This is a genomic window from Pseudomonas phoenicis, from assembly GCF_047302395.1.
Taxonomy (GTDB): domain Bacteria; phylum Pseudomonadota; class Gammaproteobacteria; order Pseudomonadales; family Pseudomonadaceae; genus Aquipseudomonas.
Genome location: NZ_CP154852.1, coordinates 3,160,029 through 3,173,224 on the forward strand (window position 1 = coordinate 3,160,029; position 13,196 = coordinate 3,173,224).

A 13,196-nucleotide genomic window follows, 5' to 3' on the forward strand; every position below is an offset into this window, starting at 1 on the left:
CATGCCAGACGTAAGTAGTGGAGCAAACGGCGCTTCGTCGTCGGTCAGGGTCGAGCATGAGGCGGTTTGCCAGGCATTCGACGCGCGCATCGAGTCGGCCGACGCAAGGCTCGCCATGCTGTCTCGCCAAATCAAGCGTCTGGAATTGGCCCGGCTGGTGGTTTTTCTGGCCCTGCCGACCCTGCTGTATCACGGCTACGAGACCGGCTTCGATGCCTGGGTGATGAGCCCGTTCATGCTCTGCCTGGTAGGCTTCGTCTGGCTGGTAAGACGTCACGCCCGGCTACGAAGCAACAGCGAGCATGCCCGACATCTGCGTGCGCTGAACCAGGACGCGCTGGCCAGAACCGCGCGGGATTTCAGCGCGCTGCCCACCGGGCGCGGCGAGACGCTCGACGGTCTGGACAAGCAGGACCTGGACATCAACCTGTATGGCCCAGGCTCGCTGGGGCAATTGCTGTTCAACCAGTCCACCCACCTGGGGGATGCGCGTATCAAGGCCTGGTTCGCCCACCCCGCACCCTTGGCCGAACGCCAAGCGCGCCAGCAGGCCATCGGCGAATTGCGGCCGTTGCTCGATCATCGCCAGGCACTCGGCGCCCACGCCCGTACCCTCACTGCCAAAGGCTATGACCTGGGCAAACTGCTGCGTTGGATCGCGGCCGAATCGCTGCCACCCATTCCACGCACGGTGCAGGCACTCGGCTACGGACTGACCGGCTTGACGCTGCTGTGTGGGCTGGGCGTGGGCTTGTCTCTCCTGCCACCCATGCTCCTGATGGGCTGCGTGGTGGCCAACGTGCTGTTCTACGCGCTCTGCGTACGGCCGCTGCACAAGGTGTTCGAAGGCGCCGACGATAACTGCGACGCACTGGGCGCATTGGTCGAGTGGATGGAGTGCTGCGCGCGAACCCGTTACCACAGCCCGATGTTGGCCATGGCCCAGGCGCGGCTGTTCACCGAGGGCAAAGGGCCGGTGTCGGCACTGCGGCAACTGGCGTCGGTTCTCGGCTACGCGGGATTGCGGCATAACGCGACCCTGAGCGTATTCGCCCAAGTGGCGCTCAACTGGGATTTCCATACCGCGCTGGCCGTGTCTCGTTGGAGGCGCACCTATCGGGCGCACCTGCCGGATTGGCTCGAGGCCATGGCAGAGATCGAGTGTGCGTGCGCCTTCGCCCAGTTGGCGTACGAAAACCCCGCTTGGACGTTTCCCAGCGAATCCACTGACTGTCGCATCGTGGGCACCGAGGTCCGTCACCCGCTGATTCCGGCATCACGCGCCATCGCCAACGACGTTGACTTGCAGCCAGGCAGGGTGGTCATCATCACGGGCTCGAACATGTCGGGCAAGACCACCTACATGCGCGCTATCGCGCTCAATCTACGCTTGGCGCAGGTAGGCTCGGTGGTGGCGGCTTCGGCGTTTCGCTTCGTTTCGGCGAAGATAACGTCGTCCATCTCGGTCGCCGACTCCCTGGAAAAAGGCTTGTCGTACTTCATGAGCGAAGTGGCGCAGGTACGTGATGTGATCGAAACGGCAAAAACCCACACGCCAGTGGTGTTCTTGCTCGACGAGCTGCTCAAGGGCACCAACGAAAAGGAGCGCAACATCGCCATCGTGGAGATCCTGCAGACCTTGTGCGCGCATCAAGCCATGGGGCTGCTCACCACACACAACGTGGCGCTGGCGACCGATTCGGCGTTGGCAGGCTGCGCGCGCAACATCTATTTCGAAGAGGCGCTCACGCTTGCAGACGAGCCGGCGTTGCGCTTTACCTACCGGCTCAAGGAAGGGGTATCGCAGAACACCAATGCCATCCGCCTGCTGCGTTCAATGGGTGTATTGGAGTAGGCGCGGGTAGACGCTGCAATTGGGTGGTAACGGAAGGCGAAGCCTTCCAACGGCGATGCCCAGGCTGGGACAGGCAGAGGCGATACCTGGAGTAGGGCGGTGTTGCCGCCCATCGCGGCTGATCGAGCGCTGAACTGGCTATCCCTACAGATTCAGTGCATCCCCCGACGAAACACGCATCACTGTTGGAGCGGCCGGTTCGGCGCTCCGATTAGCCGCGATGGCCTGCAGTACAAGCCCAGCCCTGCCAGTGTGATCTGCCAGGAAGCTGTAGGAGCGGCTTTAGCCGCGATGGCCTGCAGCGCAGGCCCAGCCCAGCCAATGTGATTTGCCAGGAAGCTGTGTCGCCAGGATGGGGCCGGCTGCGCCGGCCATTGCGGCTAAATCGGAGCGCCGAACCGGCCGCCCCTACAGGAGGGGAGGCTCGATCCTAGAAGTGAGGCATCAGCCCGGGATCGGCCGGCCATCCGATGTGGCCGAGCATTTGCACGTAAAGCGTCGGGTGGAGGGTTGCTAGACAAAGGGTATTCATCCCTAATCGTTAACCTGGACGTAACGATTCGTCCGCCGCCTTGATTGATGGAACCCGCCGACCCTCCTTAAATGACCTCCACGCAAGCGGACCCGTGGAGCTTCCAATGCCAACAACATCCTCCCCCCCACCGCAATGGTCGCGGCGGCGCGCCGAAAAGCAGCGCCGGCTCGAGCAGGTGCGCGCACTGGCCGATGGCGCGGTGCTGCCCAGCGAGCGCATCGTCGAGGCCCTGCAACGGCTGATCGCCCCCGGTGACCGGGTGGTGCTCGAAGGCAACAACCAGAAGCAGGCGGATTTCCTCTCGCGCTCCCTGGCCAAGGCCGATCCGGCACAGCTGCACGACCTGCACATGATCATGCCCAGTGTCAGCCGCGCCGAGCACCTGGACCTGTTCGAACGGGGCATCGCACGCAAGCTGGACTTCTCCTTCGCCGGGCCGCAGAGCCTGCGCATCGGCCAACTGCTGGAAGACGGCCTGTTGGAAATCGGCGCCATCCATACCTACATCGAGCTGTATTCGCGCCTGCTGGTCGACCTGATCCCCAACGTCGCGCTGGTCGCAGGCTTCATGGCCGACCGCGAAGGCAACATCTACACCGGCGCCAGCACCGAAGACACCCCGGCCCTGGTCGAACCGACCGCCTTCAGCGACGGCATCGTCATCGTGCAGGTCAACCAGCTGGTGGACGATGTGCGCGACCTGCCACGGGTCGACATCCCCGCGTCCTGGGTCGATTTCGTGGTGGTGGCCGACAAGCCGTTCTACATCGAGCCGCTGTTCACCCGCGACCCGCGCCACATCAAGCCGGTGCACGTGCTGATGGCGATGATGGCGATCCGCGGTATCTACGAAAAACACAACGTGCAGTCGCTCAACCACGGCATCGGCTTCAACACCGCGGCCATCGAGCTGATCCTGCCGACCTACGGCGAGTCGCTCGGGCTCAAGGGCAAGATCTGCCGCAACTGGACGCTCAATCCGCACCCCACGCTTATTCCTGCCATCGAAAGCGGCTGGGTGCAGAGCGTGCACTGCTTCGGCACCGAACTGGGCATGGAGCACTACATCGCCCAGCGCCCGGACGTGTTCTTCACCGGCCGCGACGGCTCGATGCGCTCCAACCGCATGATGTGTCAGCTGGCCGGGCAATACGCCGTCGACCTGTTCATCGGCGCCACCTTGCAGGTCGATGGCGACGGCCACTCCTCGACCGTCACCCGCGGGCGCCTGGCCGGCTTCGGCGGTGCACCGAACATGGGCCACGACCCACGCGGCCGACGCCATGCCACCCCCGCCTGGCTGGACATGACCGAACCGGTGACGATGCTCGAGCGCGGCCGCAAGCTGGTGGTGCAGATGGTGGAAACCTTCCAGGAGGGCGGCAAGCCCACCTTCGTCGAGCGCCTGGATGCCGTCGACGTGGCGAAGAAGGCCGGCATGCCCCTGGCGCCGGTGATGATCTACGGCGACGACGTGACCCACCTGCTCACCGAAGAGGGCATCGCCTATCTGTACAAGGCGCGCACCCTCGAAGAGCGCCAGGCGATGATCGCGGCCGTGGCCGGCGTCACCGCCATCGGCCTGCGCCACGACCCGAAAGAGACCGCACGCATGCGCCGCGAAGGCTTGATCGCACTGCCCGAAGACCTCGGCATCCAGCGCACCCAGGCGTCGCGCTCGCTGCTCGCGGCCAAGAGCATCGCCGAACTGGTCGAGTGGTCCGGCGGCCTGTACGAGCCCCCTGCACGTTTCAGGAGCTGGTGATGAGCGCATCCCTCCATCGTTCCAAGCCCTTGCCGCTGTCCCATCGCTTGGCCGACCTGGCCGTCGAAGCGCTGATCGACGAGGCCGACCTGTCGCCCAAGCCGGCCCTGGTCGACCGCCGCGGCAACGGCGCCCACAGCGACCTGCACCTGGGTTTGATGCACGCTTCGGCACTGGCTCTGTGGCCGTGTTTCAAGGACATGGCCGACGCCGCGCAGGCCGTGGGCGAGGTGGGCCAGCCGCTGCGCGAAGCGCTGGGGCGCATCGGTCGCGAAGGCGAGGCGGCGATGCTGGCCGCCACTGGCGGCGTCAACACCCATCGCGGCGCGATCTGGGCCTTGGGGCTGCTGGTCGCGGCCCACGCCCTGGCCCCGGCCGAGCCCGGTGCGGCCGCGATCGCCGCACGGGCAGGGCGCATCGCTCTGATCGACGACCGCTTCGCGCCCGCACAGCCCGCCAGCCATGGCCAGCAGGTGCAGCGCCGCTATGGTGCGCGCGGCGCACGTGAAGAGGCGCAGTCGGGCTTTCCCAGCGTGGTCGTGCATGGCCTGCCGCAACTGCGGCGCAGCCGCCGCGCCGGTAGCGGCGAACAGCCCGCACGGCTGGATGCGCTGCTGGCGATCATGGCCCGCTTGGACGACACCTGCGTGCTGTGGCGCGCCGGCCGCGATGGGCTGGACGCCATGCAGCAGGGCGCGCAACGCGTGTTGGCCGCAGGCGGCAGCGCCACCCTGGCCGGCCGCCGTGCCCTGCGCACGCTGGACGAGCGTCTGCGCGCCCTCAACGCCTCACCCGGTGGCGCCGCCGACCTGTTGGCCGCCTGCCTGTTCCTCGATCACCTTGGGAGCCACTGAACATGGAAACCTTGTCTTTCACCTTTGCCGCCAGCGCCCCGGCGAAGCGCCGCGCGCTGGTCGGTTGCGTCGGCTCGGGCGACTTGGAAGTGCTGCTCGAACCCGGCGCCCCCGGCGTGCTGGCGATCAACGTCGTAACTTCGGTCGACGGCAGCGGTCCGCGTTGGCAGCAGTTGTTCCAGCGCCTGTTCGACGAGCAGCCCTGGCCGGCCCTGAACATCGACATCCACGACTTCGGCGCCACCCCAGGGGTGGTCCGGCTGCGCCTGGAACAAGGCTTGGAGGAGCTCGCCCATGACTGACGTCGCGCACCTGTTGCAGACCCGCAGCTTCGTCGAACTCGGCGCCCGCGAGCGCGCCAAGGCGTTGCTCGATGCCGGCAGCGCCCGTGAGCTGCTCGGGCCGTTCGACCGGCTGATGTCGCCCTGGCTGCCCGCACAGGGCATCGTCCCGCAGGCCGACGATGGCGTAGTCATCGTCAAAGGCACCTTCAACGGGCAGCCGCTGCTGGTGGCGGCCATCGAAGGCGTGTTCCAGGGCGGCAGCATGGGCGAAGTCGGCGGGGCGAAGATCGCCGGTGCCCTGGAGCTGGCCGTCGAAGACAACCGCAAGGGCATCGCCACCGCCGCCGTGCTGCTGCTGGAAACCGGTGGCGTGCGCTTGCAGGAGGCCAACCTGGGCCTGGCGGCCATCGCCGAGATCCAGGCGGCCATCGTCGAACTGCGCCAGTACCAGCCGGTGATCGGCCTGATCGCAGGTTCGGTGGGCTGCTTCGGCGGCATGTCGATCGCCGCCGGGTTGTGCAGCCAGTTGATCGTCACCCGTGAAGCTCGCCTGGGCCTGAACGGGCCGCAGGTGATCGAGCAGGAGGCCGGCATCGAGGAATACGACGCGCGCGACCGCCCCTTCATCTGGAGCCTGACCGGCGGCGAGCAACGCTACGCCTGCGGCCTGGCCGACGCTTTCGTGGCGGACGACCTCGCGCAGGTGCGCGAGGTGCTGGGCGAGCGCCTGGCCGCCGGCGAGCCGGCCCAGCCGCGCAGCCGCCGTCACGCCGACTTTCTGGCCTTGCTGGGCACGCTCGGCGGCCAGGCCGAACAACTGGACGCCACCCAAGTGCGCGGCCTCTATCAGGAGCTACAGCCATGAGCCGAGGATTGCAGTGGATTCGAGCGCTGGCCGCAGGCCGCGAACTGCCGGGCTATCCCGCCTCGGTGAAGGTCATCGATGGCGAATTGGGCAACCGTCCGGCACGCTTCATCGCCGTGGTGCCCGATGCGCAGAACCCATTCCCGCGCGCGCGCCAGGGCGAGGTGGGGCTGCTCGAAGGCTGGGGACTGGCCAAGGCGGTCGATGATGCCATCGACGCCGACGCGGGCGGGCTGGCACGGGTGCTGGTGGCGGTGGTCGACGTGCCGAGCCAGGCCTATGGCCGCCGCGAGGAAGCGCTGGGCATTCACCAGGCCCTGGCCGGCGCGGTGGACGCCTATGCCCGGGCGCGGCTGGCGGGCCATCCGCTGGTCGGGCTGCTGGTGGGCAAGGCCATGTCCGGGGCGTTCCTCGCCCACGGTTACCAGGCGCAACGGCTGGTCGCGCTGGAAGACCCCGGCGTGATGGTGCACGCCATGGGCAAGGCCGCCGCCGCGCGCATCACCCTGCGCAGCGTGGAAGAGCTGGAAACGCTGGCGGCCAAGGTGCCACCCATGGCCTATGACCTCGCCAGCTATGCCTCCTTGGGCCTGCTGTGGGAGCGGGTGGCGGTCAAGGCCATCGAGCAGCCTGGCGCCGACGACATCGACAGCGTGCGCGACGTGCTGGTGCGCGCCGTGCAGGACATCGGCGACAGCACCGACCTGCGCGCGCGCCTGGGTGCGCCGAATCGGGCGATGTCGACCCTGGTGCGCGAGCGCCTGCGCGCGCAATGGTGAGGCCATGAACCCACACGATCTGCTGTGGGGCCTGCGCCCCGAGCACCTGGCCGGCGACGCCCCCGAGTGGGCGCGGCAGGTGCTGCTCGCCGGCCAGCCGGTGGTGGTGCGGCGTGCCGTGGTGGCCGCGGATCGTGTGGCGGTGGGTGTGCGCGGGGCGCAGCGCTCGCAACGCTGGGCGGCCGAATTGCCGGTCGGCTGTGTCCAGCGCCGCTGCCGACCCGAGCAGTTGCGCGTCGCCGGCGAGGTCGAGCTGCCTGCGCTGCGCGCCCTGCAAGCCGTGGCGCCATGGTTGGACGCCACCGGCTTGGGCTGGGGACCGACCGGCGGGGTGGGCTATCAGTTGGCGACCGGTGTGGCGGTGCTGCATGGCGAGAGCGATCTGGACCTGGTGCTGCGTACCGCCGCGCCCTGGCCCCGCAGCCAGGCGCAAGCCTTGTTCGCAGCGCTGACGGCAATGCCATGCCGAATCGACCTGCAATTGGAGACACCCCAAGGCGCCGTCGCCCTGGGCGACTGGGCGGGCACGGCGCGGCGCGTATTGCTCAAGCGCCGCGAGGGTGCCTGCCTGGTCGAAGACCCATGGGCTTTCGCAGAGGTGCCGGCATGAGCGGCCCTGTCGCGTCCCTCGGCCGGCGCCCACAGCGGGCCGGCAGGCTGCGCGCGCTGCCAGGCACGGCCATGCCGCCCGCCTGTCTGGTCGAAGACGCTTGGACCTGCGCGAGGGTGCCGGCATGAGCGTCTTGTTCGCCTTCCCCGGCCAGGGCGCACAACGGGCCGGCATGCTCCACGAGCTGCCGGACATGCCCGCGGTGCGCGCCTGCCTGGAGGAGGCGAGCGACGCGCTGGGTGAGGCGGTGCTGCACCTCGACAGCGCCCAGGCCCTGGCCGATACCCGTGCAGTGCAGCTCTGCCTGCTGGTGGCGGGAGTGGCCCAGGCGCGTCTGTTGTTGCAAGACAAACCCGCCCCCGAATACGTCAGCGGCCTGTCCATCGGGGCCTATCCCGCAGCGGTGGTCGCCGGCGCGCTGGGCTACGCCGATGCCGTGCGCCTGGTGGCCGAGCGCGGCGCGCTGATGCAGCGCGCCTACCCCGAAGGCTATGGCATGACCGCCATCCTCGGCCTGGACCGCACGACCGTGGAACACCTGATCGAAACCGCGACGACGCCCGTGTTCCTGGCCAACGTCAACGCCGACAACCAGCACGTGATCGCTGGCAGCGATCCGGCCATGGCCGCCTTCGCCGCCCGTGCGCTGGCGCTTGGTGCCAGTGCGGCCAAGCGCCTGGCGATGAGTGTGCCGTCGCACTGCGCGCTGCTCGACGAGCCGGCGCGCGAACTGGCCCAGGCCTTCGCCAAGGTGCCGGTCCAGCGCCCGACCCTGGGCTACCTGAGCAGCACCTGCGCCCGCCGGCTATACGACCCCCAGGCCCTGCGCGACGACCTGGCCTTCAACATGTGCCGCACCGTCGACTGGTACGCGACCTTGCGCAACGCCCACGAGCGCGGTGTGCGCCTGCTCGTCGAACTGCCCCCCGGTGTGGTGCTCAGCGGCCTGGCCCGGCGCGTGTTCACCTCCGGCACCGTGGTCGCCTGCCAAGGCACCCGCCGCGATACCTTGAGTGCCCTGATACGGCGGGAGGTGAGCAGCGACCATTGATCGCCCGCATTTCGAAGAACAACAACAAGCAACTTCGACTGAACATGAGGACAACGACAATGATTATCTACGGTGTGGCACTACTGGCCATCTGCACGCTCGCAGGGGTCATCCTGGGCGACTTCCTCGGCGTGCTGCTGGGCGTCAAATCCAACGTCGGCGGTGTCGGGATCGCCATGATCCTGCTGATCTGCGCCCGTCTGTACATGCAGCGCAACGGCGGCATGAGCAAGGAATGCGAGTTCGGCGTCGGCTTCTGGGGTGCGCTGTACATTCCCATCGTGGTGGCCATGGCGGCGCAGCAGAACGTCGTCACCGCCCTGCACGGCGGCCCGGTGGCGCTGATCGCCGCCGTGGGCTCGGTACTGGTGTGTGGCCTGACCATCGCCTTGATCAGCCGCATGCACCGCGGCGAGCCGCTGCCGCAGGAGCTGCCGGTGGCCGCCGTCGAGCCGGTCGCCGTACCGGCCGGGGGGCGCTGACATGGACCTCATCCTCAAAGCGCTGGAACACAACGGCCTGGTCACCGCGTTCGCGGTGGTCGGCGCGGTGATGTGGCTGTCGGTGATCCTCTCCAAGCGCCTGACGTTCGGTCGCGTGCACGGCTCGGCGATCGCCATCGTCATCGGCCTGGTCCTGGCCTGGGTGGGCGGCACGCTCACCGGTGGGCAGAAGGGCCTGGCCGACCTCACGCTGTTTTCCGGCATAGGCCTGATGGGCGGCGCCATGCTGCGCGACTTCGCCATCGTCGCCACGGCCTTCGAGGTGCAGGCCACCGAAGCGCGCAAGGCCGGCATGATCGGTGTGGTGGCGCTGCTGCTGGGCACGGTGTTGCCCTTCATCGTCGGCGTGGCGGTGGCCTGGAGCTTCGGCTACCGCGATGCGGTCAGCCTCACCACCATTGGCGCGGGTGCGGTCACCTACATCGTCGGGCCGATCACCGGCGCGGCCTTGGGTGCGACCTCGGACGTGATGGCCCTGTCGATCGCCACCGGCTTGATCAAGGCGATTCTGGTCATGGTGTTCACCCCCGTCTCGGCGCGCTTGCTGGCGCTGGACAACCCGCGCTCGGCGATGGTCTTCGGCGGGCTGGCCGGGACTGTCAGTGGTGTCACCGCAGGCCTGGCCGCGACCGATCGGCGGCTGGTGCCTTATGGTGCGTTGACGGCCACCTTCCACACCGGTCTGGGCTGCCTGCTGGGGCCGTCGGTCCTGTACTTCTGTGTGCGGGGGCTGGTGGGCTGAAGTCCGCCCGTGGCGAACCCCGGCTCGCAGCGCTGGGGTGGCGGCACCCGTACCTCTTCGAAGGCCGACGTGCCTGTCTTGCTGCGTCGGGGCTGCCACCGGCCTGAGGCATGCGTGCCGCTGACTCACACTTGCGCGGTGCCGACCTTGCGCTGATCGCCTTGCAGGCTGTACATACGGCACTCGGCGACCAGCGCCAACAGGTTCGGGTCGCGTTCGCGGGTCTTGAGGAACAGCACGCCGATGTGCTGCTGCAAGCGGTAGCGCGCCTGCAACGGAATCAGCCGGATACGGTTCTCGTACACCGCCGAAATCCGCCCCGGCAGCAGCGCGTAGCCCACGCCCGAACTGACCATGCTGAGCAAGGTGAAGATGTCGTTCACCTGCATGGCCACGTTCGGCTCGAACCCCGCCTGCTGGAACACGCGTTCGCCGTCGCGGTGGGTGGCGAAGCCCTGGGTGAGGGTGATGAAGGTGGAGTGGGCCAGGTCCGCCAGGTCCACTTCCTGCTCCTGGGCGAAGGGCGATTCGTTGGGTACGGCGAGGAAGATGTCGTCGGAGAACAGCGGCAACTGCTCGCAGGCCGGGTCGCAGGTGCTTTCGTTGAGCGACACCAGGATGGCGTCGAGCTCCAGGTTCTTCAGGCGGTACATCAGGTCGACGTTCGAGCCCAGGGTCAGGTCGATGTTGAGTGCGCTGCGGCGCAGCTTCAGACCCATGATCAACTGCGGCACGGTCTTGACCGTCAGCGAATACAGCGTGCCGAGCTTGAAGCGCTCGGCGGAGAAGCCGGCCGCCTCGCGGGTGGCGCGGACCATCTCGCTGGTGTCCTGGATCAGCTTGCGCGCTTTCTCTTCCAGCACGTAGGCGCTTTCCAGCGGCGTCAGCGTGCGTCCTTCATGCTTGAACAACGGGCAGCGCAGGGCGTTCTCCAGCGAATGGATGGCCCGGTGCACGCTGACGCTGCTGGTGTCCAGCGCGCTGGCGGCACGGGCCAGATTGCCGCTGTGCATGAAGGCGAGAAATATTTCGAGCTTCTTCAGGGTGAGCTCTTCGTCGATTTGCATGGTGTGTCCGTTCCGGGCCGTGACGCGGGGAGGGATGTGCACGCGTCGTCGTCGCAGCCTAAGGGGGTTCGCCCAATGCTCGCAACATCATTGGGCCAGGCCCCGCGCGGTACCGGACCTGGTCGCTATGCACAACCAGGCTTGGAACGCGTCCTGAGGCGGTGCTGGGCGGACGGCCGTAGGCGCCTGTAGCGTTCGGACGGTGTTGGCTCGGTCACAACTCGAAGCTCACTCGCACGCCCACCTCCCGCGGCGGGCTGTACACGGTCACCGCGCCGTTGAGCAGCCCACTGGCGTCGTAGCGCTGGTTGGTCAGGTTGTCGACGTAGGTGCTGACGGTGTACTGGCCGAAGCGGTAACCGCCGCTCACATCCACCAACCCGTAGCCAGGCCGGCGATAGTTGTTGGCCGCGTCCAGATAGACCTTGCCCACCGCACTCACCGCGCCTTGCACGTACCAGCCGGCATCGGCGTCGTAACGCAGGCCCAGATGCCCGGTGACGTCCGGAGCGAAGGGGTTGCGGTTGTCCCGGTAGTCGTTGGCGCCCTCGCTGAAGCGGTCGAAGCGGGTGCGGTTCAGGCCCAGGGCGGCGGTGAGGGTCCAGCGCTCGCCGAGCAGGTATTCGAGGTCCAGGTCCAGGCCGGTGGACGTCGCCGACGCCGCGTTGGTGATGTACACCAGCCCTTGCTGGATCAACTGCTGCACCTGCATGTCGCGCACTTGCATGCGGTACAGCGCCGCCGAGTAGCGCAGGCGCTGATCGGCGCTCAGGCCCTTGATGCCAAGCTCGTAACTGTCGACCTTTTCGGGGTCGTAGGCCGGGTTGCCGGCACTGCTGGCGAAGGCGTTGAAGCCACCCGCGCGCATGCCCTGGGTGTAGCTGAGGTAGGCCTGGGCGTCGTCGGTCAGGGCGTATTGCAGCGCCACCTTGGGCGTGAAATGCCGCCAGCTGTCGGACTGGCTGGCCGTGCCGGCCGGGTCGATCCAGGCGCGGGCGTACTCGTAGCGCCCGCCCAGGGTCAGCGACCAGGCGTCGGAGAGCGGCTGCAGCCATTGCCCGAACACCGCTGCGGTGTTGCCGCCCAAGTCGGTCTGGGTACGGTTCAGGCCGAAGGGCAGCTTCTGTTCGTAGTCCAGGGCGTGGTCCTCGCGGTCGGCATACAGGCCCAGCAGCCAGCGGCTTTGCCCCTGGCTGCCGCTCAGGCGCAATTCCTGGCTGAGGGTTTCGAAGTGGTAGTCGCGTGCCAGGTGCATGAGGTCCAGGGGTTGGAAGTCCGTGTCTTGGCGCAGGCGATCGTCGAATACGCTGCGCGCGGTGATCGAGCGCAGCTCCACGTCTTCGCCCAACGCACGGCGCACGTCCAGCGACCAGGTGTCGCCGCTGGAGTGGTTGCGCCCGGCCAGACCCGAATTCACCGCTCGGTCGGGGCCGGTTCGGCTGCCCCACTGCGAGGCCTCGTCGCGGTATTTGATGCGGCTGTAGCGCAGGGTCGCGTCAGTGAGCGCGTCCGGCGTCCAGCGCAAGGTCAGGCGGCCGCTCTGGCGCTCGCGGTCGTCGGCCTTGGCGCCGGCGAAATCGTCGTCGAGGTAGCCGTCCTGGCGCGTGAACTGGCCGGCGAAGCCGGCGTACAGGGTGTCGTCGACCAGGGCCGTGCTGAGGTCGGCGCTGTAGGTTTGCTTGTGGCGGGTGCCGAACCCGGTTTCCACGCGGGCGTAGTCTTCGGCGCCAGGCTGGCGGGTGTTCACACTGAGCACCCCGGCCTCGGCATTGCGCCCATACAGTGCCGACTGCGGGCCGCGCAGAATCTCCACCCGTTCGACGCCGACCAGGTCGTTGTCGAAGCCTTGCCCGCGCAGCACCGGCACACCGTCCACCAGCATCAGCAGCGAGTTGGAAAATGCCGTGGCGTTGGAGGTCAGGCCGCGCACCACCGGCAGCTGGGTGCCGGACTGGCCGAAGGGCTGGAACGTGAAACCGGGTGTGCGCCGCACCAGTTGTTCGAGCGAGTCCACCGGCGCGCTTTGCAGGGTGCTGGCGTCGATCACCGAGAGGCTCGCCGGCAGTCGATCACGCGTTTGTTCGAGCTTATCGCTCTCCACCACGATGTCTTCCAGTTCCACGCGCTCGTTGCCCTGCGCGTGCGCCATGCCCGCCGTCACCGCCCAGGCGCCGATGACACCCCCTAGCCATGCCCTTGCCATCTGCACTCCCCATTGCTTGCAAGACGCGTCTCGGAAGAACGCGTGAAGGCGGGCATTCTAGCTTCGTATCGAGAATCATTTTC

General features: G+C 67.7%; 12 protein-coding genes. 10 read left to right on the top strand and 2 right to left on the bottom strand.

The features are described from left to right. The first annotated feature begins 1 nt into the window (after position 1). From AA0Z93_RS14145 to madM, 10 genes are all read left to right on the top strand, one after another. Positions 2-1,855, top strand: a complete 1,854-nt coding sequence (locus tag AA0Z93_RS14145; RefSeq protein WP_413048263.1) for a MutS-related protein — start codon at positions 2-4, stop codon at positions 1,853-1,855. A 638-nt stretch (positions 1,856-2,493) separates the two neighbouring features. Then, positions 2,494-4,155: a malonate decarboxylase subunit alpha gene (mdcA, locus tag AA0Z93_RS14150; RefSeq protein WP_413048262.1), complete on the top strand. Its 1,662-nt coding sequence runs from the start codon at positions 2,494-2,496 to the stop codon at positions 4,153-4,155. Continuing rightward, positions 4,155-5,009 (top strand): triphosphoribosyl-dephospho-CoA synthase, encoded by an 855-nt coding sequence (locus tag AA0Z93_RS14155; RefSeq protein WP_413048261.1) that lies wholly within the window; start codon positions 4,155-4,157, stop codon positions 5,007-5,009. The genes mdcA and AA0Z93_RS14155 overlap by 1 nt, the downstream gene beginning before the upstream one ends. A gap of 2 nt (positions 5,010-5,011) precedes the next feature. Then, the gene (locus tag AA0Z93_RS14160) at positions 5,012-5,311 is read left to right on the top strand and encodes a malonate decarboxylase subunit delta (protein WP_413048260.1); all 300 of its coding nucleotides are present in this window, start codon (positions 5,012-5,014) and stop codon (positions 5,309-5,311) included. Then, positions 5,304-6,158 (top strand): biotin-independent malonate decarboxylase subunit beta, encoded by an 855-nt coding sequence (locus AA0Z93_RS14165; protein WP_413048259.1) that lies wholly within the window; start codon positions 5,304-5,306, stop codon positions 6,156-6,158. The genes AA0Z93_RS14160 and AA0Z93_RS14165 overlap by 8 nt, the downstream gene beginning before the upstream one ends. Further along, positions 6,155-6,937: a biotin-independent malonate decarboxylase subunit gamma gene (mdcE, locus tag AA0Z93_RS14170; protein ID WP_413048258.1), complete on the top strand. Its 783-nt coding sequence runs from the start codon at positions 6,155-6,157 to the stop codon at positions 6,935-6,937. The genes AA0Z93_RS14165 and mdcE overlap by 4 nt, the downstream gene beginning before the upstream one ends. A 4-nt stretch (positions 6,938-6,941) precedes the next feature. Further along, positions 6,942-7,547 carry a malonate decarboxylase holo-ACP synthase gene (locus tag AA0Z93_RS14175; RefSeq protein ID WP_413048257.1) on the top strand — a complete coding sequence of 202 codons (606 nt, stop codon included), beginning with the start codon at positions 6,942-6,944 and terminating at the stop codon, positions 7,545-7,547. Positions 7,548-7,671: 124 nt separating this feature from the next. After that, a complete protein-coding gene (mdcH, locus tag AA0Z93_RS14180; protein WP_413048256.1) occupies positions 7,672-8,598 on the top strand; it encodes a malonate decarboxylase subunit epsilon in 927 nt (308 codons plus the stop codon). Positions 8,599-8,657: 59 nt separating this feature from the next. Beyond that, positions 8,658-9,080, top strand: a complete 423-nt coding sequence (gene madL, locus AA0Z93_RS14185) for a malonate transporter subunit MadL (RefSeq protein ID WP_296268944.1) — start codon at positions 8,658-8,660, stop codon at positions 9,078-9,080. A gap of 1 nt (position 9,081) precedes the next feature. Then, positions 9,082-9,843 carry a malonate transporter subunit MadM gene (gene madM, locus AA0Z93_RS14190; RefSeq protein WP_413048255.1) on the top strand — a complete coding sequence of 254 codons (762 nt, stop codon included), beginning with the start codon at positions 9,082-9,084 and terminating at the stop codon, positions 9,841-9,843. 125 nt (positions 9,844-9,968) lie between these two features. Here the strand turns inward: madM and AA0Z93_RS14195 are convergent, their stop codons facing one another. Then, positions 9,969-10,910: a LysR substrate-binding domain-containing protein gene (locus tag AA0Z93_RS14195; protein ID WP_413048254.1), complete on the bottom strand. Its 942-nt coding sequence runs from the start codon at positions 10,908-10,910 to the stop codon at positions 9,969-9,971. Between the two features lie 214 nt (positions 10,911-11,124). Next, positions 11,125-13,113, bottom strand: coding sequence for a TonB-dependent receptor (locus tag AA0Z93_RS14200; protein WP_413048253.1), 1,989 nt, complete (start codon positions 13,111-13,113; stop codon positions 11,125-11,127). Positions 13,114-13,196 lie beyond the last annotated feature (83 nt).

Coding starts and splice junctions, on each gene's coding strand:
- AA0Z93_RS14145 (WP_413048263.1), top strand. CDS start 2: ATGCCAGACGTAAGTAGTGGAGCAAACGGCGCTTCGTCGTCGGTCAGG.
- mdcA (WP_413048262.1), top strand. CDS start 2,494: ATGCCAACAACATCCTCCCCCCCACCGCAATGGTCGCGGCGGCGCGCC.
- AA0Z93_RS14155 (WP_413048261.1), top strand. CDS start 4,155: ATGAGCGCATCCCTCCATCGTTCCAAGCCCTTGCCGCTGTCCCATCGC.
- AA0Z93_RS14160 (WP_413048260.1), top strand. CDS start 5,012: ATGGAAACCTTGTCTTTCACCTTTGCCGCCAGCGCCCCGGCGAAGCGC.
- AA0Z93_RS14165 (WP_413048259.1), top strand. CDS start 5,304: ATGACTGACGTCGCGCACCTGTTGCAGACCCGCAGCTTCGTCGAACTC.
- mdcE (WP_413048258.1), top strand. CDS start 6,155: ATGAGCCGAGGATTGCAGTGGATTCGAGCGCTGGCCGCAGGCCGCGAA.
- AA0Z93_RS14175 (WP_413048257.1), top strand. CDS start 6,942: ATGAACCCACACGATCTGCTGTGGGGCCTGCGCCCCGAGCACCTGGCC.
- mdcH (WP_413048256.1), top strand. CDS start 7,672: ATGAGCGTCTTGTTCGCCTTCCCCGGCCAGGGCGCACAACGGGCCGGC.
- madL (WP_296268944.1), top strand. CDS start 8,658: ATGATTATCTACGGTGTGGCACTACTGGCCATCTGCACGCTCGCAGGG.
- madM (WP_413048255.1), top strand. CDS start 9,082: ATGGACCTCATCCTCAAAGCGCTGGAACACAACGGCCTGGTCACCGCG.
- AA0Z93_RS14195 (WP_413048254.1), bottom strand. CDS start 10,910: ATGCAAATCGACGAAGAGCTCACCCTGAAGAAGCTCGAAATATTTCTC.
- AA0Z93_RS14200 (WP_413048253.1), bottom strand. CDS start 13,113: ATGGCAAGGGCATGGCTAGGGGGTGTCATCGGCGCCTGGGCGGTGACG.